The sequence below is a fragment of the Micromonospora sp. HM134 genome, from assembly GCF_007833915.1.
In the GTDB taxonomy this organism is placed as follows: domain Bacteria; phylum Actinomycetota; class Actinomycetes; order Mycobacteriales; family Micromonosporaceae; genus Micromonospora; species Micromonospora wenchangensis.
In genome coordinates this window covers 161,593-184,444 of the sequence record NZ_CP041061.1, presented here as the reverse complement: position 1 = coordinate 184,444, position 22,852 = coordinate 161,593, and the positions used below count along the sequence as shown (strand labels likewise).

General features: G+C 73.9%; 20 protein-coding genes. 13 read left to right on the top strand and 7 right to left on the bottom strand.

Features of this window, described 5'->3' with window-relative positions:
- Positions 1-98: 98 nt before the first annotated feature.
- The 6 genes from FJK98_RS00920 to FJK98_RS00895 all read left to right on the top strand — a co-directional run bounded on the left by FJK98_RS00920 (position 99) and on the right by FJK98_RS00895 (position 5,897).
- A complete protein-coding gene (locus FJK98_RS00920; RefSeq protein ID WP_370517062.1) occupies positions 99-989 on the top strand; it encodes a MaoC/PaaZ C-terminal domain-containing protein in 891 nt (296 codons plus the stop codon).
- 147 nt (positions 990-1,136) lie between these two features.
- The gene (locus FJK98_RS00915) at positions 1,137-1,889 is read left to right on the top strand and encodes an NUDIX domain-containing protein (protein WP_145917311.1); all 753 of its coding nucleotides are present in this window, start codon (positions 1,137-1,139) and stop codon (positions 1,887-1,889) included.
- On the top strand, positions 1,886-2,926 hold the full coding sequence (locus FJK98_RS00910; RefSeq protein WP_145917310.1) for a serine/threonine protein kinase: 1,041 nt from the start codon (positions 1,886-1,888) through the stop codon (positions 2,924-2,926). The genes FJK98_RS00915 and FJK98_RS00910 overlap by 4 nt, the downstream gene beginning before the upstream one ends.
- 10 nt (positions 2,927-2,936) lie before the next feature.
- A complete protein-coding gene (locus FJK98_RS00905) occupies positions 2,937-3,896 on the top strand; it encodes a hypothetical protein (RefSeq protein ID WP_145917309.1) in 960 nt (319 codons plus the stop codon).
- Entirely contained in the window at positions 3,893-5,206 is a 1,314-nt protein-coding gene (locus FJK98_RS00900) for an adenylosuccinate synthetase (RefSeq protein WP_145917308.1), read from the top strand. The genes FJK98_RS00905 and FJK98_RS00900 overlap by 4 nt, the downstream gene beginning before the upstream one ends.
- A gap of 73 nt (positions 5,207-5,279) precedes the next feature.
- Positions 5,280-5,897, top strand: coding sequence for a DedA family protein (locus tag FJK98_RS00895; protein ID WP_145917307.1), 618 nt, complete (start codon positions 5,280-5,282; stop codon positions 5,895-5,897).
- 16 nt (positions 5,898-5,913) lie between these two features.
- Here the strand turns inward: FJK98_RS00895 and FJK98_RS00890 are convergent, their stop codons facing one another.
- On the bottom strand, positions 5,914-6,552 hold the full coding sequence (locus FJK98_RS00890; protein WP_194821032.1) for a TetR/AcrR family transcriptional regulator: 639 nt from the start codon (positions 6,550-6,552) through the stop codon (positions 5,914-5,916).
- Positions 6,553-6,630: 78 nt separating this feature from the next.
- Here FJK98_RS00890 and FJK98_RS00885 point away from each other — a divergent pair, with 78 nt between their 5' ends.
- The 4 genes from FJK98_RS00885 to FJK98_RS00870 all read left to right on the top strand — a co-directional run bounded on the left by FJK98_RS00885 (position 6,631) and on the right by FJK98_RS00870 (position 11,284).
- A complete protein-coding gene (locus FJK98_RS00885; RefSeq protein WP_145917305.1) occupies positions 6,631-7,083 on the top strand; it encodes an SCP2 sterol-binding domain-containing protein in 453 nt (150 codons plus the stop codon).
- A 2-nt stretch (positions 7,084-7,085) separates the two neighbouring features.
- Positions 7,086-8,300: an acyl-CoA dehydrogenase family protein gene (locus tag FJK98_RS00880; RefSeq protein WP_145917304.1), complete on the top strand. Its 1,215-nt coding sequence runs from the start codon at positions 7,086-7,088 to the stop codon at positions 8,298-8,300.
- 149 nt (positions 8,301-8,449) lie between these two features.
- Complete coding sequence (locus tag FJK98_RS00875) at positions 8,450-10,015, top strand: AMP-binding protein (protein WP_145917303.1); 1,566 nt, start codon at positions 8,450-8,452, stop codon at positions 10,013-10,015.
- Between the two features lie 93 nt (positions 10,016-10,108).
- Positions 10,109-11,284, top strand: coding sequence for a serine hydrolase (locus tag FJK98_RS00870; RefSeq protein WP_205789346.1), 1,176 nt, complete (start codon positions 10,109-10,111; stop codon positions 11,282-11,284).
- Between the two features lie 44 nt (positions 11,285-11,328).
- Here the strand turns inward: FJK98_RS00870 and purD are convergent, their stop codons facing one another.
- The 3 genes from purD to FJK98_RS00855 all read right to left on the bottom strand — a co-directional run bounded on the left by purD (position 11,329) and on the right by FJK98_RS00855 (position 15,236).
- Positions 11,329-12,579: a phosphoribosylamine--glycine ligase gene (gene purD / locus FJK98_RS00865; RefSeq protein WP_145917302.1), complete on the bottom strand. Its 1,251-nt coding sequence runs from the start codon at positions 12,577-12,579 to the stop codon at positions 11,329-11,331.
- A 240-nt stretch (positions 12,580-12,819) separates the two neighbouring features.
- On the bottom strand, positions 12,820-13,746 hold the full coding sequence (locus FJK98_RS00860) for a type IV toxin-antitoxin system AbiEi family antitoxin domain-containing protein (RefSeq protein ID WP_145917301.1): 927 nt from the start codon (positions 13,744-13,746) through the stop codon (positions 12,820-12,822).
- Between the two features lie 200 nt (positions 13,747-13,946).
- Positions 13,947-15,236 (bottom strand): adenylosuccinate synthase, encoded by a 1,290-nt coding sequence (locus FJK98_RS00855; protein WP_145917300.1) that lies wholly within the window; start codon positions 15,234-15,236, stop codon positions 13,947-13,949.
- 123 nt (positions 15,237-15,359) lie between these two features.
- Here FJK98_RS00855 and FJK98_RS00850 point away from each other — a divergent pair, with 123 nt between their 5' ends.
- Both FJK98_RS00850 and FJK98_RS33770 read left to right on the top strand, forming a co-directional pair.
- Complete coding sequence (locus tag FJK98_RS00850; RefSeq protein ID WP_145917299.1) at positions 15,360-16,373, top strand: hypothetical protein; 1,014 nt, start codon at positions 15,360-15,362, stop codon at positions 16,371-16,373.
- 1,017 nt (positions 16,374-17,390) lie between these two features.
- Positions 17,391-19,097 (top strand): chromosome partitioning protein, encoded by a 1,707-nt coding sequence (locus FJK98_RS33770; RefSeq protein ID WP_370517061.1) that lies wholly within the window; start codon positions 17,391-17,393, stop codon positions 19,095-19,097.
- 106 nt (positions 19,098-19,203) lie between these two features.
- Here the strand turns inward: FJK98_RS33770 and FJK98_RS00840 are convergent, their stop codons facing one another.
- Entirely contained in the window at positions 19,204-19,632 is a 429-nt protein-coding gene (locus tag FJK98_RS00840) for a DUF3151 domain-containing protein (RefSeq protein WP_145917298.1), read from the bottom strand.
- Positions 19,633-19,940: 308 nt separating this feature from the next.
- On the opposite strand from FJK98_RS00840, the gene FJK98_RS00835 reads away from it, so the two are divergent.
- Positions 19,941-21,146 (top strand): LOG family protein, encoded by a 1,206-nt coding sequence (locus FJK98_RS00835; RefSeq protein ID WP_194821034.1) that lies wholly within the window; start codon positions 19,941-19,943, stop codon positions 21,144-21,146.
- Positions 21,147-21,227: 81 nt separating this feature from the next.
- On the opposite strand, the gene fbaA is transcribed toward FJK98_RS00835, so the two are convergent.
- Positions 21,228-22,250, bottom strand: coding sequence for a class II fructose-bisphosphate aldolase (gene fbaA / locus FJK98_RS00830; protein WP_088641929.1), 1,023 nt, complete (start codon positions 22,248-22,250; stop codon positions 21,228-21,230).
- Positions 22,251-22,394: 144 nt separating this feature from the next.
- On the bottom strand, positions 22,395-22,778 hold the full coding sequence (locus FJK98_RS00820) for a phage holin family protein (RefSeq protein WP_145917296.1): 384 nt from the start codon (positions 22,776-22,778) through the stop codon (positions 22,395-22,397).
- Positions 22,779-22,852: the final 74 nt, after the last annotated feature.

The window sequence follows — 22,852 nt, the reverse complement described above, 5'->3', positions numbered from 1 at the left end:
ACGCGGGCGTCGACGAGACCCACGACCTGTCGGCGTACGCCTCCCGGGACCTGACACCCCCGCCCGCCCCGGGCCCGACGGCGGCCGTCACCGAGGACCTGACGGGCCGGTCGGGCGGCCACGACGGCGAGCCGCCGGCGCAGGCCCGGGTGGTGCTGCCGGGGCTGCCCCGACCGGGCGCGCTCTACCGGCGGGCGCTGCGCGACGCGGTGCCCGGCATCGGCCGGTCCCGCCGGCCGGACGCCGCACCCCCGGTCGAGCTGGCCGTCGCCGGGGTCACCGTGGACCGGGCCCACCTCGCGGAGTACGACCGGGTGTGCGGTTTCCGGTTGGCCGACGCGCTGCCGGCGACCTACCCGCACGTGCTGGGGTTCCCGCTGGCGCTGCGGTTGATGACCCTGCCGGAGTTCCCGTTCCCGCTGGCCGGGGTGGTGCACGTGGGCAACCGGATCACGGTGCGCCGACCGGTCCCGGCCGACGTGCCGTGGGACTTCGTCGCGCACGCCGAGCACCTGCGACCGCATGCCCGGGGGCGGCAGATCGACGTCGTCCTGGTCGGATCGGTCGACGGCGAGGAGGTGTGGCGCGGGGTGTCGACGTACCTGGGTCGGGAGCGCGGGGCCGGCGTCACCGGGCGGGACCCCGGCGAGCGGCCCGCACCGCCGGCCGCCACCGCGCACTGGCGGCTCACCCCCCGGGTGGGTACGGACTACGCCCGGGTCTCCGGGGACCACAACCCGATCCACACCTCCCGGCTGGGGGCGCGGCTGTTCGGTTTCCCCCGGCCGATCGCGCACGGCATGTGGAGCAAGGCCCGCTGCCTGGCCGCGCTGGAGAGCCGGCTGCCGGAGGCGTACACGGTGGAGGTGGGGTTCAAGCTGCCGGTGCCGTTGCCCTCGACGGTGGCGTTCAGCGCCGTCCCGGGTTGGGACTTCGCCCTGCACGACGCCCGGACGGGCCGCCCGCACCTGGTGGGCACCGTCCGCTGAGGCCGGACGCCGCCCGGTGCCGGGCGGCCCGCGTGACGGGACGCACAGCACCGGGCGGGTACCGGGCCGGCTCCACCGGTTGCGGAGCACTTCTTCGTGAGCTAAGTTCTTCTCAGATCGAGTAATTCTCAACCTGAGAGGAACGCCGTGAACGAGCAGGACTTCCTCGCCGGGTACGACCCCAGCGCCTACCCCGCGACCGCGATCACCGTGGACGTGGTGGCGCTGACCATCCGCGAGGGCGCGCTGCACCTGCTGCTGATCCGGCGTGGCCAACCCCCGTACCAGGGGCACTGGGCGCTGCCCGGCGGGTTCGTCCAGCCCGACGAGGACCTCGACACCGGGGCCCGCCGTGAACTCGCCGAGGAGACCGGCCTCGGCGGCGACCGGCTGCGCCGCGTCCACCTGGAACAGCTCGCCAGCTACGGCGCGCCGGACCGGGACCCCCGGATGCGCATCGTCTCCGTCGCCCACCTCGCCTTCGCCCCCGACCTGCCCGACCCGGTCGCCGACAGCGACGCCGACGAGGCCGGGTGGCTGCCGGTCACCGCCCTGCCCAGCCGGCAGCTCGCCTTCGACCACGCCCGGATCGTCGACGACGGGCTGGAGCGGGCCCGCTCCAAGCTGGAGTACACCCCGCTGGCCACCCGCTTCCTCGGCCCGGAGTTCACCATCGCCGAGCTGCGCGGCGTCTACGAGACGGTCTGGGGGCACCCGCTGCACGCCGGCAACTTCCACCGCAAGGTGCTCTCCGTCCCCGGCTTCGTCGAGAGCACCGGCGGCAACACCGAACGGGGTGGCGCCCGGGGCGGTCCCCGGGCCCGGCTCTACCGGGCCGGTGACGCCCGGCTGCTGCACCCGGCGCTGCTGCGCCCCGCCCGGGAGGAGACCGTCCGGTGAGGACCGACGAGGCGATCCGGCTGGTCGCGGCAGCCCGCACCGACGCCGACCTGTTCGGCGTCGACACCCCGGCCCGGCGCTACCGCGAGCTGGTCGCGGCCCTGCACCCCGACCGGCTGGGCGCGCTCGACGCCCGGGTACGCGCCGCCGCCACCGACGCCTTCGTCCAGGTCACCACCCGCTGGCAGGCGACCGGCACACCCGACCCCGCCGGTCCTGCCTCCGCCCGGCCCGCACCCGCCGGCCGCACCGCCACCGACGCGACGGTCGTGCTCGGCGGATACCGGCTCGGCGCGCTCGCCCACGCCGGCGACCTCGCCGACCTCTACGACGTCGGGGCGGACCGGCTACTCAAGCTGCCCCGCGACCCGGCCGACAACGACCTGGTCGCCCGCGAGGCGTACGCGCTGCGGCAGATCGAAGACCGCGGCGACCCGCGCCACCTGCCGTACGTGCCCCGGCTGGTGGACAGCTTCCGGCACCGCGACGCCGCCAACGGGGCGGAACGCCGGATCAGCGTGCTGGCCGCCGTACCCGGGCTGCACGACCTCGACGCGGTACGCCGGGCGTACCCCGACGGGCTGGACGCCCGGGACGCGGCCTGGATGTGGCGGCGGCTGCTGGTCGCCCTCGGCCTGGCCCACCGGGCCGGCGTGGTGCACGGCGCGGTGCTCCCCCGGCACGTGCTGATCGAGCCGGACGCGCACGGCGTGGTGCTCGTCGACTGGTGCTTCTCCGCCGTCGACGGCGGCACCGTCCCGGCGCTGGTCCCCGGCCACGAGGACTGGTACCCGCCGGAGGTCACCGCGCGGCGGCCGGCCGGCCCCGGCACCGACCTGGCGATGGCCGCGACGTGCATGAGCTGGCTGATGGGCGACCGCGCCCCCCGCGAACTGCGCGCCTTCGCCGACGGCTGCCGCCGCCCGGCGCTGGCCGCCCGACCCGACGACGCCTGGCGACTGCTCGGCGAACTCGACGAGGTGCTCGACCGGCTCTACGGGCCGCGCACCTTCCGACCGTTCACCCTCAACCCCTAGGGAGGCTGCCATGGGCAGCGGAATCTGGTCCACCGACGTGTACGACGCCGCCGACCGCTACCGGAAGAAGAAGGGCAGGGGCGCCTTCTCCTACAGCGACAGCGGGGCCCGGACCGTGCACCCGGCGCTCGACCCGCGCGGCGCGGTCCGGGAGAGCCGGGACTCGGCCGAGCACCCGCAGTCGACACCCATCGCGGTGCTGTTCGACGTGACCGGTTCGATGGGGACCGTGCCCCGCACCCTCCAGGCCAAGCTGCCGCAGCTGCTCGGCCTGCTGCTGCGCCAGGGCTACGCCCGCGACCCGCAGGTGCTGTTCGGCGCGATCGGCGACGCCACCTGCGACCGGGTGCCGTTGCAGGTGGGGCAGTTCGAGTCGGACAACCGGATGGACGAGGACCTCGGCCGGATCGTGCTGGAGGGCGGCGGCGGCGGTCAGATGACCGAGTCGTACGAGCTGGCGATGTACTTCATGGCCCGGCACACGGTCACCGACAGCTGGGAGAAGCGGGGCCGGCGCGGCTACCTGTTCATCATCGGCGACGAGCTGGCGTACCCCCGGGTCAGCCGGCGGGAGGTGAGCCGGCTGATCGGCGACGACCTCGGCGAGGACGTGCCGCTGCGGCAGATCGTCGACGAGGTGACCCGCCGCTGGGACACCTACTACCTGCTCCCCGCCGGCAGCCACTACGCCGGCAACGCCAAGGTGCTCGACTTCTGGCGGGACCTGCTCGGGCAGCGCGCCGTCGTCCTCGACGACCTGGACGCGGTCTGCGAGACCATCGCGCTCACCGTCGGCCTCGGCGAGCAGGCCATCGACCTGGACGAGGGGCTGCGCGACCTGGACCGGGCCGGCTCCACCGCCGGCCGTACCGTGTCGAAGGCGCTGGCCACGCTGGGCGGCGGCCGGCGCGCCGAGGTCTCCACGCTGCCCACCGCGTCGCGCCGGACCGGTGGGGTGACCCGGCTGTGACCGGCCTCCCCGACCCCGGACAGCCCGGCCGGCACGTGATCGTGGTCGACCTCGGTTACGGCGACGCCGGCAAGGGCACCGTCGTGGACTGGCTCTGCGCGACCCGCCACGTGCACACCGTGGTGCGGTTCAACGGGGGTGCGCAGGCCGCCCACAACGTGGTGCTGCCCGACGGCAGGCACCACACGTTCGCCCAGTTCGGGGCGGGGACGTTCCGCCCGGAGGTGCGTACCCACCTGGCCCGGCAGCAGGTGGTGGACCCGCTGGCGCTGGCCGCCGAGGCCGACCACCTCGCCTCGGTCGGGGTGCCCGACGCCCTCGACCGGCTGACCGTCGACGGGGAGGCGCTGCTGGCCACGCCGTACCACCGGGCCGCGAACCGGCTCCGGGAGATCGCCCGGGGGGCCGACCGGCACGGCTCCTGCGGGTTGGGGGTGGGCGAGTCCGTCCGGTACGGGCTCGCCCACCCCGACGAGGCACCCCGGGTGGCCGACTGCCGGGACCGGGAGCTGCTGCGCCGCCGGCTCACCGCGCTGCGGGACCGGTTGACCGCCGAACTCGGCCCGCTGGACGCCCCGCCGGTGGCGGACTGCCTGCCGGCGTTCACCGGCTTCGCCGACCGGGTGGCGATCGTCGACCGGTCGTACCTGGCCGGGGTGCTGCGGGCGGGGACTGTGGTGTTCGAGGGTGCGCAGGGGGTGCTGCTGGACGAATGGCACGGCTTCCACCCGTACACCACGTGGAGCACCACCACCTTCGCCAACGCCGAGGCGCTGCTCGCCGAGGCGGGGGCGGCCGGGGCGGCGTACCGGCTGGGGGTGGTGCGGACGGTGACCACCCGGCACGGGCCCGGTCCGCTGGTCACCGAGGACCGGACGCTGCCGTTGACCGACCCGCGCAACCCGACCAACCCGTGGCAGGGCCGGTTCCGGTTCGGCCACTTCGACGCCGTCGCCCACCGGTACGCCCTGGACGTGGCCGGCGGGGTGGACGGCCTCGCCCTCACCCACCTCGACCTGACCCGCCCCGGCCCGGCCCGCCCGGCGCTGAAGCTGTGCCGCCGCTACGACGGCATCGACCGGTTGCGCCCCGGCCCGCCCGGCGACCTGGAGCGGCAGGCGGCCCTCACCGCCCGCCTGCTGCGGACCCGCCCGGTGTACGACGCCCCGCCGACCGACTGGCCGGCGGCGGTGTCCGAGGCGCTGGCCGCCCCGGTGGTGCTCACCTCGCACGGCCCCACCGCCGCCGACAAGCGGGAGCACGGCCGGTCGGCCGCCGATCCGCTGCCGGCTCCCCAGCGGGTGAGCTGATCCGACGACCGGGGCGGCGGCCTGATCCGGCGACTGGGCCCCCGGCCGGCGGCCCAGCGTCGAGCATGAGGGCATGCAGTCGGTGCTCGACCTGCTCCACCACACCGTCACCTCGCCCTGGGTGTACCTGGTGATCTTCGTGGTGACCGCGGTCGACGCGTTCTTCCCGGTCGTGCCGGGCGAGACCGTGGTGATCACCGCCGGGGTCTTCGCCGCCACCGGCGAGCCGAACCTGACCGCGGTGATCGCGGCGGCGACGGTGGGCGCGCTCGTCGGCGACCACGCCTCGTACGGCATCGGCCGGGGCGGGGGCGCGCACCGGCTGGCCCGGCTGCCCGACGGCAGTCGCCGCCGGACCGGGTCGGACTGGGCCCGCCGGGCGGTGGACCGGCGGGGCGGCTCGATCCTCACCACCTCCCGGTTCGTCCCGGGCGGTCGTACGGCCGTCACGCTCACCATGGGCGCGGTGCGCTACCCGCTGCCCCGTTTCCTGCTCTTCGATACCGTCGCCGCCGTCGTCTGGGGCCTGTACTGCGGGCTGCTCGGATATTTCGGCGGGCTGGCCTTCGAGCGGGACCCGGTCCGGGGGCTGCTCGTCGGCGTCGGGCTGTCGCTGGCCGTCACCGGGCTGTTGGAGCTGGTCCGCTGGCTGCGTCACCGGGCCCGCCACCGCGCCGCCACCCACCGCTGACCCCGCCGGTGGGGCGTCAGTCCGCCGGGGGACGCCAGGTGACCCCGTCGAGGAGTTGGGCCGCGCCGAGCCAGGCGACGTTCATCATCCGGGTGGCGGTCTTCTCCGGCTCGGCCTCCGGGTGGTCGGCGAGCCAGTCGGCCAGCGACTCGCTCGCGCCGACCAGGGCGTACGCGACGACCTCCAGTTCGGTCGCGGCGACCTCCCGGTCCCGGGCGCGCAGCGCGTGGTCGAGCATCCCGGCGACCACGTCGACCAGCCGGGCGCGCATCGCGGCCAGCTCGGCGGCGAACGGCTGGGAGCCGCGGGCCTGCCGGTAGAGCACGGCCCAGCCGTCGCGGTGCGCCCCGACGAAGCCGAAGAAGGCCCGCAGGCCGCGCCAGAGCCGCTGGTCGGGCGGGAGGTCGGGGGCGGCGGCCCCGGCGATCGCCAGCATCATCCGGGCGGTCTCCCGGTGCAGGCAGGCGATGAAGAGTTCCTCCTTGGTGCCGAGGTAGGCGTAGACCATCGGTTTGGAGATGCCCGCGTCCTCGGCGATCTCGTCCATGCTGGCGGCGTGGAAGCCGCGCCGGGAGAAGACCTTGACGGCCGCGTCGAGCATCTGCTGCTCGCGTACGGCCCGGGGGAGGCGCTTGAAGCTCGGCGTGCTGGACACCCTTGCGAGCATACCTACTCGTGCGTAAGGTTACGCTAGAGTAACCAGAACCGGTCCGCCCCGAGAGGTGCAATTTCCATGACTGACTTCGACCCGGCCAACTTCGCCAACTACGGCCCCAAGGAGTTCGCCCAGCTGGTCAAGTCCACCCCGGACGACAAGATCGCCGAGGTGATGTCCGGCGACCTGCGCGGCAAGGTGCTCAGCGAGGTCTTCGGCCGGATGCCGCAGATCTTCCGCGCCGACCGCGCCGGCGCCACCAGCGCGGTCATCCACTGGAACATCACCGGCCGGCCCGACGGCGGCAGCGACACCTACGAGATCGTCATCGAGAACGGCACCTGCACCGTCTCGGAGACCCCCACCCGCGACCCGAAGCTCACCCTCAGCATGGGCCCGGTCGAGTTCCTGAAGATCGTCTCCGGCGGGGCCAACCCGGTGATGATGTTCATGACCGGCAAGCTCAAGGCCAAGGGTGACCTGGGCCTGGCCGCCAACATCGCCAACCTGTTCGACATCCCCAAGGCCTGACGATGGCCGAGTTCTCGCTCGACCTGAACGAGGAACAGCGGGACCTGCGGGACTGGGTGCACGGCTTCGCCGCCGAGGTCGTGCGCCCGGCCGCCGCCGAGTGGGACGCCCGGGAGGAAACCCCCTGGCCGGTCATCCAGGAAGCGGCGAAGATCGGCCTGTACGGCTTCGAGTTCCTCGCCACCTGCTGGGCCGACCCCACCGGGCTGTCCCTGCCGATCGCCAGTGAGGAACTCTTCTGGGGCGACGCCGGCATCGGGCTGAGCATCTTCGGCAGCTCGCTCGCCGTCGCCGCCATCTACGGCGCCGGCACCCCCGACCAGCTCGTCGAATGGGTGCCGCAGTGCTTCGGCACCGTCGACGAACCCGCCGTCGCCGCGTTCTGCACCACCGAACCGGAGGCCGGCTCCGACGTCGCGGCCATGCGTACCCGCGCCGGCTACGACGAGGCCACCGACGAGTGGGTGCTGAGCGGGCAGAAGGCGTACGCCACCAACGGCGGGATCGCCGGGGTGCACGTGGTCACCGCCTCCGTCGCGCCCGAGCTGGGCTCGCGCGGGCAGGCCGCGTTCATCGTACCGCCGGGGACGGCCGGGCTGCACGCGACCCGCAAGCTGAAGAAACTGGGACTGCGCGCCTCGCACACCGCCGACGTCTTCCTCGACGACGTCCGGGTGCCCGGACGCTGCCTGCTCGGCGGGAAGGACGCGCTGGACGAGCGGCTGGCCCGCGCCCGGTCCGGCCGGCGGGCCAGCGGCCAGGCCGCGATGCGCACCTTCGAACTGTCCCGGCCGACCGTCGGCGCACAGGCGCTCGGCGTCGCCCGCGCCGCCTACGAGTACGCCCTCGACTACGCGAAGGACCGGGTCCAGTTCGGCCGGCCGATCATCGAGAACCAGGCCGTCGCGTTCGCGCTGGCCGACATGAAGATGGAGATCGACGCCGCCCGGCTGCTGGTCTGGCGGGCCTCCTGGATGGGCCGCAACAACCGGCCGTTCACCGCCGGCGAGGGCTCGATGTCCAAGCTCAAGGCGGGCGAGGTGGCCGTCGCGGTGACCGACAAGGCGGTGCAGCTCCTCGGCGGGGCCGGCTTCCTGCGTGACCACCCGGTCGAACGCTGGTACCGGGACGCCAAGATCTACACCATCTTCGAGGGCACCTCCGAGATCCAACGGCTGGTCATCTCCCGGGCCATCTCCGGCGTCCAGATCCGCTGACCGTCGCCACCGGTCGACCGCCCGGTCACCGCCCGTCCACCACGGGCGACGCCGACTGGGCGGTCGGCCGGCGACGACGCATGATCGGAAAGGAATCCCTGGTGAGGCCCCGGCCGGGCCCCACGTCGTACCCCGAAGGAGGTCGCCGGATGGACCTGCCGTTCATCGTGGCCACACTGACCAGGCGGGGACTGCTCACCCCCGGACGTCCCGTCCGGGTCGCCTCGCAACTCACCGCGCTGCGCCGGTGGGGCTGGGGCATGGCCGGCGAACTGCGGCAGGCCGCCGCCCGCGACCCCGGCCGGGTCGCCGTCGTCGACGAGCACGGCCACGAACTCACCTACCGGGAACTGCTCCACCGGGCCGAACGGCTCGCCCGGTCGATGCGCAGCGTGCTCGGCGTACAGGCCGGGGACCGGGTCGGGTTGCTGTGCCGCAACCACCACGGGCTCATCGAGGGCATCGTCGCCGCCACCCTGCTCGGCGCCGACGCGGTGCTGGTCAACACCGGGCTGTCCGCCGCGCAGCTCGCCACCGTCGCCGAGGAGCAACGGCTGCGGGTGCTGGTGCACGACACCGAGTTCGCCGAGCGGGTCCTGGGTGTCCCCGCCGAGGTGCACCGGGTCGACGAACCCGGCCTCGACGACCTGATCGCCGCCGCGCTCCCCGGCGACCGGCTCACCCCGCCCGCCCAGGACGGCCGGACCATCGTGCTGACCTCCGGCACCACCGGCACACCCAAGGGGGCCCGCCGGCCCGTCCCGCCCGGTTTCGGCCCGCTGGTGTCCATCATCGACCGCATCCCGCTGCACACCCACGACACCGTGCTGATCGCCGCCCCGATCTTCCACACCTGGGGATACGCGGCACTCCAGGTCGCCTTCGCGCTGCGCGCCAGCATCGTGCTGCACCGCCGGTTCGACCCGGCCGCCACGCTGGCCGCGCTCGTGACGCACCGGTGTCAGGCGCTGTTCGCCGTACCGGTGATGGTGCAGCGCCTGCTCGACGTGCCGCCGCCGGAGCCCCGGCCGGCGCTGAAGGTGGTCGCGGTCAGCGGCTCGGCGCTGCCCGGCGGCCTCACCACCCGCTTCATGGACACCTACGGCGACGTCCTCTACAACCTGTACGGCTCGACCGAGGTCTCCTGGGCCGCCATCGCCGGCCCCGCCGAGCTGCGCCGGGCCCCCACCACCGCCGGCCGCCCCCCGCACGGCACCCGCCTGGAGATCCTCGACGACGACGGGAAGCCGGTGCCGGCCGGGCGGGTCGGCCGGATCTTCGTCGGCAACGAGATGCTCTTCGAGGGCTACACCTCGGGGGCCCGCCGGGAGACCCACGACGGGCTGCTCGACACCGGTGACCTCGGCCGGGTCAACGCCGACGGGCTGCTCTTCGTCGACGGCCGTGCCGACGACATGATCGTCTCCGGCGGGGAGAACGTGTTCCCGTCCGAGCTGGAGGACCTGCTCGCCCGGCTGCCGCAGGTCCGCGAGGCCGCCGTGCTCGGCGTGCCGGACCCGCAGTACGGGCAACGGCTGGCCGCGTTCCTCGCCCTGCACCCCGGCGAGACCCTCGACCCCGAGGCGGTACGCGAGTACGTCCGACGCTACCTGGCCCGGTTCTCCGTACCCCGGGACGTGATCTTCGTGAAGTACCTGCCGCGCAACGCCACCGGCAAGGTGCTCACCCGCGAACTCCGCCGCTACTACGGCTGATCCTCCCCGGTGGTCCCCCCGAGCCGACGATCGGGGTGCGGCGGGGGACTCTCCCCGATGTCGTCGCTCCCCGCGACCGGCAGGCTCGACGCCATGAAGATCATGAATAGCCGGGCCGTGCTCGTCGCCACGACGCTCGGTGCCCTGCTCGCCGTCGCCGCCCCCGTACCGTCTCCCGCCTCCGCCGGTGACCGGCGCGGGGCTGCGGGCTGCCGACCCGGCACCCTCGACCCGACCCCCGTCCGGCAGGCGATAGCCGGGTTACCCGACGCCGACGCGACCAGCGCCCAGATCCGGATCACCACCCCGGACGGCTGCTGGACCGGCAGCACCGGCGTGCGGGACCTGCGCGGCCAGACCCCCGTGCCGCCGCACGCCCGGTTCCGGGTCGGCAGCGTCACCAAGGCGTTCACCGCCGCCATCGTGCTGCAACTCGTGGCCGAGGGCCGGATCGACCTCGACGCGACGGTGCAACGGCTCCTCCCCGGGCTGCTCCCCGCCGACTACCCGCCGGTCAGCGTCCGGCAACTGCTCGACCACACCAGCGGCCTGCCCAGCCCCGTCGTGCCGGACGACATCGAGTGGCAACTCGCCCACCGGTACGACAGGTGGACCCCACGACAGCTGGTCCGGCTCGGGCTGGACAACCCCCGCGAGTTCGACCCCGGCACGAGGCAGCACTACACCAACATGGGTTACATCGTCGCCGGGCTGCTCATCGAGAAGGTCACCGGCCGCCCGTACGCGACGGAACTGGACCGGCGCATCGCCCGACCGCTCGGCCTGAAGGACACGTACGCGCCGGGCGACGACCCGCGCATCCGGGGCCCGCACGCCCACGGCTACCAGGCCGTCGTCCGCGACGGTCGGACCGAACTGGTCGACGCCACCACCTGGAGCCAGACCTTCACCCCGGCCGCCGGCAACGTCATCTCCAGCCTGACCGACCTGGACACCTTCCTCACCGCGCTGTTCGCCGGCCGGGTGGTGCCGTCGGCCCAGCTCGGCACGATGTTCACCCTGCCGGGTGTCCCGGACGTCGGCGGCGGGCCGGCCCGCTACAGCGCCGGACTCACCGCGTTCCCGCTGCCCGACGGCGAAACCCTGTGGATCAAGACCGGTTCCCGGTACGGCTACCTCGCCGGGGTCGCCTCCACCCGCGACGGCCGGTTCCGGGTGGAGTACTCGATCACCAGCACCGACGCCAAGGGCGAGGAACTCAGCGCCACCGCCCAACGGGTGATCGCCGCCGCCCTGTCCCTGCTCTGAGGTGCCGCCCGGCGGTCGGGAGCCGGTCGGGCCGGCGGGGGTCGTCAGTCCGGGACGGTGATCCGGCCGTCGATCGCGGTGGCGGCGATGTCGTTGCGGTGGTGCGAGCCGGCCAGTTCGATGCCGCGTACCAGGGCGTAGGCGGCGTCGCGGGCGGCGGTCAGGTCCGGGCCGGTGGCCGTACCGCAGAGGACCCGGCCGCCGGCGGAGAGCAACGCGCCGTCGGCGGCCCGGCGGGCGGTGCCGGAGTGGATGACGCCCGGGTGGTCGGCGCCGGTGATCACGTCACCGGTACGCGGGGTGGCCGGGTAGCCCTCGGCGGCGACCACGACGGTGACGGCCGCGCCGTCCCGCCAGCGCAGCGGCGGGTGCGCGGCCAGCGTGCCCGTCGCGGCGGCGTGCAGCAGCCCGCCGAGCGGGGTCTCCAGCAGCGCCAGCACCACCTGGGTCTCCGGGTCGCCGAAGCGGGCGTTGAACTCGATCACCCGGGGGCCGGCGGCGGTGAGCGCCAGCCCGACGTAGAGCAGTCCGGCGAACGGGGTGCCCCGGCGGCGCATCTCGGCCAGCGTCGGGTGGACCACGTCAGCCATCACCTCGTCCACCAGGCCCGGCGGTGCCCACGGCAGCGGCGCGTACGCCCCCATGCCGCCGGTGTTCGGGCCGCTGTCGCCGTCGCCGGCCCGCTTGAAGTCCTGCGCCGGCAGCAGCGGTACGGCGGCCTCGCCGTCGGTCACCACGAACAGGGACACCTCGGGGCCGGAGAGGTACTCCTCGATCACCACCCGGCCGCACTCCTGCGCGTGCCGCAGCGCGGCGGCCCGGTCGTCGGTGACCACCACGCCCTTGCCGGCCGCCAGCCCGTCGTTCTTCACCACGTACGGCGTGCCGAACTCGTCCAACGCCCGTCCGACGCTCTCCGCGTCCGTGCAGGTGTACGCGCGGGCGGTCGGCACCCCGGCCGCCGTCATGACCTCCTTCGCGAAGGTCTTGGAGCCCTCCAACCGGGCCGCTGCGGCCGACGGACCGAAGACGGGGACGCCCTTGGCGCGTACCGCGTCGGCGACCCCCGCGACCAGCGGTGCCTCCGGCCCGATCACCACCAGGTCGGCACCGACCTCCACCGCCAACCCGGCCACCGCGGCGGGATCGACCGGATCGACCTGTCGCAGTTCCGCCACACCCGCGATCCCCGGGTTACCGGGCGCCGCGAACAGGACCTCGACAGCCGGATCCTCGACCAACCCCAGCGCGAGCGCATGCTCCCGCCCGCCACCACCCAGAAGAAGTACGCGCACGGCGACGAATCCTACCCACCACCCCCCTGCCCCCGCGCCGCCCCGCCCCCGCTCGCCCCCGCTCGCCCTCTCCCCGGCTCTCCCCCCGGCTCTCCCCGGTGATCAAGAGGTTTGCGTCACGTTGAAGATCAACTTTGACGCAAACCTCTTGATCAACTGACGCAAACCTCTTGATCACCGGCCGAGGGAGGGACGAGAGGAAGGGGAGGCGTGGGGCGGGAGCGGCGCGGCGTCGAGGGCCTAGGGGCGGGAGCGGGTGAGGGCCATGGCCTGACGGACGGTGTGCGGGATGTAGTCCGGGCGCAGCGCGTCGGACCAGGTGAACCGGAGCACCCGCCAACCCGCGTTGACCAGGAGATTCTGCCGGCGGCGGTCGGCGAACAGGGCTTCCGGGGTGCCGTGTGGGCCCACCCCGTCGGCCTCGGCGATCAACCGCGCCGCCCGCCACCCGAGGTCACCGATGCCGAGCAGGTGACCGTCCCCGTCCCGGACCTCCTGTTGCAGCACGTCGGGCGGGACTCCACCGTCGATGCAGCGCAGCCGCGACCAGGTTTCCAGCGGCGACTGGGCGCGACCGTCCACCTCGGCGAGGTGACTGCGGGCGGCCGGGGCACCCCGGCGACCCCGGACGAGCGCCGGCGCGGTCGCCAGGTCATCCGGGGTGACGAGCCCCCGGTTCAGTGCCGAGTCGAGCACGGAAACCGCCGGGTACCGGTCGAGCCGGAGAATCATGTCCGTCACCGTGCGCAACGGCGAGGTCGCGGGGATGCCGGCCACGTCGACGACGTCGCCCGGGGCCACGGTGAGCTGGTGGACGACGAGCGTGGGGTCGGTGTGCCGTTGCGGCCGGGGCCGGTCCACCGGCACCGACACGTGGACGGCGGGTCGGCGCGGCCCGGCGATGTCGTGCAGCGTGAGGGCGCTGTCGAGGACGGCGAAGGCTCCGGGGCCGAGGCTCGTCACCGCCGCCCGGATGCGGGCCCGGCGGGCGACCGCGTCCGGTGGCTGCCCGGCGGGGGCGTAGCAGCCACGGGACAGTCGCGTCCACCGGCCGGAGCGGCAGAGCTGCCGGACGTGGTCCCGGGTCAGCCCGGCCGCGAGGGCCTGCGACGTGGTGACCATGCCGTCCTGCCCGAGGGCGACCCGACGGAGAATTTCGAGCGGCATCACCCCGCCACCCTCACGCCCCACCCACCCCCACTTCCACCCCTGTGGATAACCCTGTGGACAACCCCCGGGTTTCCACAGGTGATCAAGAGGTTTGCGTCACCGGAAGGCGAATCCGTGACGCAAACCTCTTGATCACCGGGGCCAGCGGGACGGGGCGCAGCGGGACGGGGAGGGGAGGGGAGGGCGGAGGGGGCAGATCAGGGGAGGAGGGGGTGGCGGACGACGTTCTCCTCGCGGCCGGGGCCCACGCCCACCACGCTGACCCGGGTGCCGGTGATCTCCTCGATGCGGGCGATGTAGCGGCGGGCGTTGTCCGGCAGTTCGTCCTCGGTACGGGCCTTGCTGATGTCCTCCCACCAACCGTCGTGCTCTTCGTAGATCGGGGTGGCGTGGTGGAAGTCGGTCTGCGTCATCGGCATGTCGTCGAACCGCTCGCCGTTGATCTCGTACCCGACGCAGAGCGGGACCTTGGGCAGGCCGGTGAGCACGTCCAGCTTGGTGACGACCAGGTCGGTGACGCCGTTGAGGCGGCACGCGTACCGGGCCACGACGGCGTCGAACCAGCCGCACCGGCGTTCCCGGCCGGTGGTGGTGCCGTACTCGTGGCCGACCTTGCGCAGGTGCTGGCCGTTGTCGTCGAACAGCTCGGTCGGGAACGGGCCCGACCCCACCCGCGTGGTGTACGCCTTGCTCACCGCGATCACCCTGTTGATCGCGGTGGGCGGGATGCCGGCACCCACGCACGCCCCACCGGCCGTCGGGTTCGACGAGGTCACGAACGGGTACGTGCCGTGGTCCATGTCCAGCATGGTGGCCTGGGCACCCTCCAGCAGCACCGTCTCGCCCCGGTCCAGGGCGTCCCAGAGCATCACCCGGGTCTCGGCGATGTACGGCCGCAGCCGCTCGGCGTACCGCAGGTACTCCTCGACGGTCTCGTCGACGTCGATCGCCTTGCGGTTGTAGACCTTGAACAGCAGCTGGTTCTTCTCGCGCAACGCGAGTTCCAGCTTCTTGCGCAGGATGCCCGGGTCGAGCAGGTCCTGGAGCCGGATGCCCATCCGGGCGACCTTGTCGCCGTACGCCGGGCCGATACCGCGCCCGGTGGTGCCGATCCGGGCCGAGCCGAGGTAGCGCTCCACCACCCGGTCCAGCGCCCGGTGGTGCGGCATGATCAGGTGCGCGTCGCCGGAGATCCGCAGCCGGGACACGTCCACCCCCCGCTCGGCGAGCCCGTCGATCTCGGCGAGCAGCACCTTCGGGTCGACCACCACCCCGTTGCCGATGACGATCATCGCGCTCGGGGAGAGCGCGCCTGACGGCATCAGGTGCAGCGCGTACTTCTGCCCGTCCGGCGTGATCACCGTGTGGCCGGCGTTGTTGCCGCCGGAGTAGCGCACGACGTAGTCGACCCGCTCACCCAGCAGGTCGGTAACCTTGCCCTTGCCCTCGTCGCCCCACTGAGCGCCGATGAGCACGATCGCTGGCATCTTGTCCGCCTCCAGAAGGCTCGGGTGCCAGGTGGCGACCGGTTGGCGAGCCCGGGGTGTCAGGCTAACAAGTAGAAACGGCGTGGCCGGCAGGGGTTCACGTCGCGAGGCAGGAGGCCCGGAGTGTACGACGTGGTGCTGCTCACCCTCGGCTCCGAGCGGGACGCTCCCGGCGGGGGCTGCGGCAGCGGTGACGCCTGCTGCGGCGGTGCTCCCGAGGCCACCGGGAAACCGGCCGGGCCGCAGGACGGTGAGCGCTGCGAGACGCCGCGCGTACCGGTGCTGACCTGCGCGGACGCGCTGACCGCGCGGGGCGCCCGGGTGGAGACCGTCGTCGCCCGCTCCGACGCCGAGGTCGACGAGGTGCTGGCCCGGCTGGACGCCCCGGCCCGCCCCGACGGCCTCGCCTGGCCCGACCCGGACAGCAAGGTCCGGCTGGTCGTCGCCGTCGCCAGCGACGCCCAGTTGCGCGCCGTCGTGCGTCGGCTCGTCCGCCGGTACGCCCCACCGCCCAGCCGCCGTCCCGCCGAGTTGGCCGGGAACCGTACGGTGCCCGACCTGCCGCCGATCGGCGTACTCCCGCTCGATCCGGCCCGGGGTGGCCCGCACCGGGACCTGGCCGCGCAGCTCGGCCTGCCCCGGGACCCGGCGGCGGTGGCGGCGGCCGTGCTCGACGGCGGGGTACGCCGGCTCGACCTGCTGCGTAACGACGGCGGTTCGGTGACCCTGGACGGGGCGTTGCTCGGTGCCGCCGACGAGGCGGGCCGCCCGCTGCACTGGCGTGGCCGGGTCGAGGTGGACGACGCGGTGCTCTCCGACGGCGCGGACCCGATCCTGGCCTGCGCGATCGGCAACGCCGGCGGCTACGCCACCCTCGACTCGCTGCCGCTGCTCACCGCCCCCGACCCGGCCGACGGTCGGGTGGAGGTCGCGGTGGCCGTTCCCGTGCCGACCCGCCGGACGTTGGGTAGGAAGAAGAAGATCAGGTACGAGGTCCGTCGGGCCCGGGGCCGGGCGGTGGCGGTGATCCCCCGGGACGAGCGGGTGCCCTTCCTCGACGACGGCGTCGAGGGTGAGCTGAGCCGCAAGCGGTCCTGGTGGACCGAGCCCGGGGCCTGGGCGGTCTTCACCGGCTGACCGCTCCCCGCGTCCGTCACCCGGCGTAACGGGAACGGGACGGCCTATCCTCGGCGGGAGGAGTGGGGAGGATCCGTGGTGGACGACAACGCCGACCGGGCGGGGCAGCCCGGCCAGCAGCCGGGGCCGGAGCGGGACATCGAACCACTCTGGCCGCCCGATCCCGTCGAGCCGGTGCCGCACTGGGCCGCCGAGCCCACGCCGGTCTACCCGCCGACGGCGTACCCGTCGCTCGCGGCGGAGGTCGCGCCCCTGCCGCCCGACGGCGGCTGGGGCCCGCCCGGTGACGGCTGGGTGCCCGACCTGCCCGAGCCGACCCCCCCGACCCATCTTCCCCCTCGGTACGACGACTCCCCCGGCTACGACCCCCCACCCGGCTACGCCTCTCCCGGGTACGCCGCCCCGGCGGATCGTGGCGGCGCGGGCCGGCCGACCGCACCGGCCGGTGGAACGGGCCCGGGGCGGACCGGGCGGGTGGATCTCGACCTGCCCTTCACGCTGGACCCGTCGCTCGCCGGTCCACCGGCACCGCCGGCCCCCGTCGCCCCGTCGACCGCTGCCGCACCGCCGGCCGGGGGTGGTCACGGGGTCGGACCGTCCACGTCGGCTGCTCCGACGCCCCCGCCGAACAGCCCGTCCCACCCCGCCCCACCATCCCCTCCGCGCAACGGGAGCGTCGTGGCCCACGGAGATGACCCGACCGAGTTGAATCTTGGAAAGTTCGGGCCCCCGGCGGGGCCGAAATCCTCCAAGATACCGGAGGCCGACCCGGCAGTCGTGGCGGCGGTGCCGGCACAGTACACGGGGCGGGGCGAGTCACCCTGGGCGTTGCCGCCCCAACGGCTCTCCACCGGTATCGACGAGCCCGACCGGGCCACCGGTCCGGCCACCGCACCGGTACGCGGGGTCGGCCATCCGCAGGCAGCGGCCCCTGGACCCGGCGGGCCGGTGCACGTGCCCGGTGGGCGGGAACAGGAGCCAGGTGGGTCGACGCACACACCCGGTGGGTCGACGCACCTGCCCGGTGGACAGCACGAGCCCACGGGCCGCGCCGCCGTCGGGCCGCAGCCGGCCCCGGAGCATCCGACCGCAGCCGACGGCACGCCCCACCCGGCACCCGCCGGACCGCCACCGCCCCCTCCGGCCGCCGCCGGCCCCGGCGTCCCGGGAGGGTTCCGACCCGAGGACACCGGCCCGGACCGACCGGAACCGACGGCACCGGGCCGGCCCGAGCCGACCGCAGCGGGACCGGCCGACACCCGGTTCGATCCGCCCGGAACCGGGTCGGCAGTTCCCGGCCCGCTCCGACCGGAGTCGACGGACCCCGGCGGCCCCGGGCTGCCCACCCAGCCGGCACCCGGCCTGTCCCTGCCCGAGCCGCCGGAAGCCGGCCTGCCACTGCCCGAACGGCCGGAGCCTGGTCTCTCCCGGCCCGAGCCGCCAGCGCCTGACCTGTCGCTGCCCGAGCCGTGGGAACCCGGCCTGTCGCTGCCCGAACAGCCGGTCCACGGGTACCCGGCACCGGGACAGCAACCCGGACCCGGCCAGCCGGTGCCCGGACCGCACCAGGCAGCAGGGCAGCAGACCGGACCCCAGCAGGCGGCGGGCCAGGCGGCTCCGGGGCCGCAACCGGCAGCGGAACCACCCGCGCCGGGGCAGCAGGTCGCCGGTGGGTGGTACCGGCCGTCCTGGCCGGAGCCGTCGACCTCCGGCGGGACGCCCCCGCCCACGCCGGTCTATCCCGATCCGCTCTCGCCGGCCGGCTACCCCGAGATGGGATGGTCGCCGGAGAGCGGGATCGCGCCGACCGCCGAGGACTTCGCCCGCCGCCGGCAGATCCGGCCGGCCGAGCCGATCGCCACGATGGGCGTCCGGGCCATGGTGAACAAGATCGGCCTGGTGAAGCTCCCCCCGGGGCAGCACGAGCAGGAGGTGAAGCGGGACATCGAGATGGTGCGCCGCAACTTCGGCGGGCTGCGCCAGGTGACCGTGGTCAATCCCAAGGGTGGGGCCGGCAAGACGGTGGCCATCCTGCTGCTCGCGATGACCTTCGGGCAGAAGCGCGGGGGTTACGTGCTGGCCTGGGACAACAACGAGACCCAGGGGACCCTGGGGATGCGGGCGCAGCAGGACTTCCACTCCCGTACGGTGCGCGACATGCTGCGGGACCTCGGGCAGTTCCAGGGGCCGCACGGCCGGATCGGCGACCTGTCGCAGTACGTCCGCTCGCAGGGCGAGGGGATGTTCGACGTGCTCGCCTCGGACGAGTCGGCCACCGGGGGCGAGATGCTGACGGCGGCGGCTTTCGCCGAGATCCGCGAGGTGGTGAGCCGGTTCTACAAGTTGATCTTCGTGGACACCGGGAACAACGTCCGGGCGCAGAACTGGCAGGCCGCGATGGACGCCACCGACCAGTTGGTGGTGACCATGTCGGCCCGTAACGACTCGGCGGAGACGGCCGCCCGGATGCTCGACCACCTGGAGCAGAGCGGCCGGCACCGGCTGGTCCGGCAGGCGGTGACGGTGGTGTCGATGCCCCCGTCGCGCAAGGAGATCGACCTGCCGGCCATCCAGGAGCACTTCGCCGCCCGGACGAGGGCGGTGCTGCTCGCGCCGTACGAGCGGCTGATCGACACCGGCGAGCCGATCCGGTACGGCGGGCTCTCCTCGGCCACCCGGGACGCCTGGCTGAAGATCGCGGCGGCGGTGGCCGAGGGGCTCTGACCGGCCCGGGAAACGGCGACACGGGAAACGGCGGCACCACGCAGGAAACGGCGACGCCGGCCCACCCCGCACGAACTGTCGGGGCGGGCCGGCGTCGACCGGTCGGTCAGGCGCTGGCGAGGGCGTCCCCGGCGGCCGGGTCGCAGTCGCGGAGGAACTGGGCGCAGCGGGCGGCCTCGTCCGCCTCGCCGATCTCCCCGGCCGCCCGGGACAGGACGTAGAGGCAGCGCAGGAAGCCCCGGTTCGGGGTGTGCGACCAGGGGACCGGGCCGTGCCCCTTCCAGCCGCTGCGCCGCAACTGGTCCAGGCCACGGTGGTAACCGGTACGGGCGTACGCGTACGCCGCGACCACCTGGCCACCGTCCAGGGCCCGGGTGGCCAGCGCCGCCCAGGCCGCACTGTGGGTCGGGAAGCGGGCCGCGACCTCGGCGTACGCCTCGTCGGTGCCCTGCTCCGCGGCGGCGGCCAGCGCGGCGTCCGCGTCGTCGTGCGCGGGCAGGAGGGTGGCCGGAGGCTCAGGCAACAGGTTCTGCATCGCCCCATTCAACCCGCTTCGCCCCGGGGGGCGCGAGGGGGTCGGGTGGGTACGCTGGCTGAACGGTGGAGGTCTACGTCACGTCGGGGACCCTGGCGGGTGAACCCTCGGCCCCGTCGGGTGAACCCTCGGCGGACCGTACCGGCCCTGCGGCCCATGCCACCCGAAGATATTTTCCACTACAACTATTGGTCCGGAGCCTCCCCAGGACCCGGTTACGCAGAAGCCCGGCGACCTCGGTCGCCGGGCTTCTGTCGTCGGTACCCCTGCCCCGGTGCACGGTGGCGGGGTGGGGGCAGGATGGCGGGGTGCCCACCCCACCTCCGGCGGACGTCATCGCGCCGCACGACACCAGTCATGACGAGATCGAGACCCGGGCCGAGTTCGACAGGCACCTGGCCGCCGACAGCCTCGCCGGGCTGACCGTGCAGGGGCTCCGCCTCGACCTCGACCCGGTGCCCGACCTGACCGCCTCTGACGTGACCGGCACCCTCTTCGTGGGCTGCCGCTTCGCCGGCCGGGAGGTCGGCGCGGACCTGGTCCGGCGCGGGGCGAACGTGGTGCCGCCCTTCTCCGGCCTGCCGTACCCGACCCAGCCGGCCCACCTCTACACCCCGACCGACCTGGCCGAGGGGTTCGCCGCCGCCGGGTTCGCCGGGATGTACGACACCCGGGTCTACGAGCATTTCCGCGCCCACGGTGGCGCCCTGCCCGACGTGAAGGAGGCCCTCGGCCAGCGGCTGCACGACCACGGTGTGGACAACGCACTGGCCGACGCGACCCGGACCTGGCTGTCCACCCACGGGCCGCAGTCGGTGGTGGGGGTGATGGGCGGGCACGCGGTGCCGCGCGGCAGTGTGCCGTACCGGATGGCGGCGGTGCTGGGCTGGGAGCTGGCGCGGGCCGACCGGCTGGTGGTGACCGGCGGCGGGCCCGGGGTGATGGAGGCGGCCAACCTGGGCGCGTTCCTGTCGGCCTGGCCGGCCCAGGAGCTGAACACGGCGATCGACCTGCTGGCGGTGGCCCCCGACTTCACCGACCACGACCGCTACACGGCCGCCGCGCTGGCGGTGCGGGACCGCTACACGGCGACCGTGCCGCAGCAGCGCGGCCCCGGGCTGGACTGGGCCCGTTCCGGTGGGCTGGCCATCCCCACCTGGCTGTACGGGCACGAACCGGCGAACCTGTTCGCCGGGCGGATCGCGAAGTACTTCTCCAACGCCATCCGGGAGGACACCATCCTGCGGCTGGCCCGGGGCGGGATCGTCTTCGCGCCCGGCCGGGCCGGCACCGTGCAGGAGGTGTTCCAGGCGGCCACGAAGACGTACTACGGCACGGACGGGGCGAGCGGGGCGTACGTCTTCCTGGACCGGGCGTACTGGACGCGGGAGCTGCCGATCGAGTCGTTGCTGCGGCCGTTGTTCGCCGGGTCGCCGTTCGGTGACCTGTCCGGCAGCATCCACCTCACCGACGACGTACGGGAGGCCGTCCGGGTGCTCACCGCGACCGCCTGACGTCCGGCCCGGCTGGCCGGGCTCCGACGGCGACGGCCGGCCCCCGGGTGGGGAGCCGGCCGTTGACGGGGTACGTCAGGGTCACTTCATCCGGGTGCCGGTGGAGCGCAGGTGCTCGCACGCCTCGACGACCCGGGCGGCGAGACCGGCCTCGGCCAGCTTGCCCCAGGTACGCGGGTCGTACTGCTTCTTGTTGCCGACCTCGCCGTCGATCTTGAGTACGCCGTCGTAGTTGCGGAACATGTGGTCCGCGACGGGCCGGGTGAAGGCGTACTGGGTGTCGGTGTCGATGTTCATCTTCACGACGCCGTAGTCGAGCGCCTCCCGGATCTCCTCCAGCAGCGAGCCGGAGCCGCCGTGGAAGACCAGGCTGAGCGGCTTGTCCTTGCCGTACTTGGCGCCGACCGCCTCCTGGATCTGGTTGAGGATCTCCGGCCGGAGCTTGACGTTGCCCGGCTTGTAGACGCCGTGCACGTTGCCGAAGGTCAGCGCCGCCATGTAGCGGCCCTTCTCGCCCAGGCCGAGCGCCTCGACCATGGCCAGGCCGTCCTCGACGGTGGTGTAGAGCTTGTCGTTGATGGCGTTCTCGACGCCGTCCTCCTCGCCACCGACGACGCCGACCTCGATCTCCAGGACGATCTTGCCCTTGGCGGCCTCGTCGAGGAGCTGGGCGGCGATCTCCAGGTTCTCCGCCACCGGCACGGCCGAACCGTCCCACATGTGCGACTGGAACAGCGGCTCCTGGCCGCCCTTCACCCGCTCCTGGGAGATGGCCATCAGCGGCCGGACGAACCCGTCCAGCTTGTCCTTCGGGCAGTGGTCGGTGTGCAGCGCGATGTTGACCGGGTACTTCTTGGCCACCTCGTGCGCGTACGCGGCGAACGCCACCGCGCCGGTCACCATGTCCTTGACCGACGGGCCGGACAGGTACTCCGCGCCACCGGTGGAGACCTGGATGATGCCGTCGCTCTCCGCGTCGGCGAAGCCCTTCAGCGCCGCGTTCAGGGTCTGCGACGAGGTCACGTTGATCGCGGGGTACGCGTACCGGCCGGCCTTGGCCCGGTCCAGCATCTCCGCGTAAGCCTCGGGGGAAGCGATGGGCATGGGGAACGCTCCTTACTTACCGCTCTCGGCCACGCTGGCCGCTGTCTTCCATGGGTGCGCCGGACCGCGCTGTCCACCGTCGGCAGTATCCCGTAGGAGGCGTCGGCGGACACAACCGCCCCGGTGACCGTCCACCGGTCGGCCTCACCGGGCCTCCCGGCCGTCCGGCACGGCGACGCTGATCAGCCAGGTCACCACGGCCATCACGATGGCCCCCCAGAAGGCCGCCCAGAAACCGTCCACCCGGAACGACAGGTCGACCGCGCGCGCGATCCGGTCGGTCAGCAGGAACAGCAGGGCGTTCACCACCAGCGCGAACAGCCCGAGGGTGAGCAGGTAGAACACGCAACCGACCACCTTGATCACCGGTTTGAGCACCGCGTTGACCACGCCGAAGATCAGCGCCACCACGAGCAGGGTGAACGCGGTGTTCGCGCCGTTGCGCCCGGAGACGTCGACCCCCGGCACGATCAGCGTGGTGACCCACAGCGCGATCGCCGTGATCACCAACCGGATCAGGAAGCCCACCGCCCCATCCTGACACCGCCCGGCGTCCCCGGTGGGACGTTCCCGCGTTCCCGCGCCCACCGGGCGACCTCCCG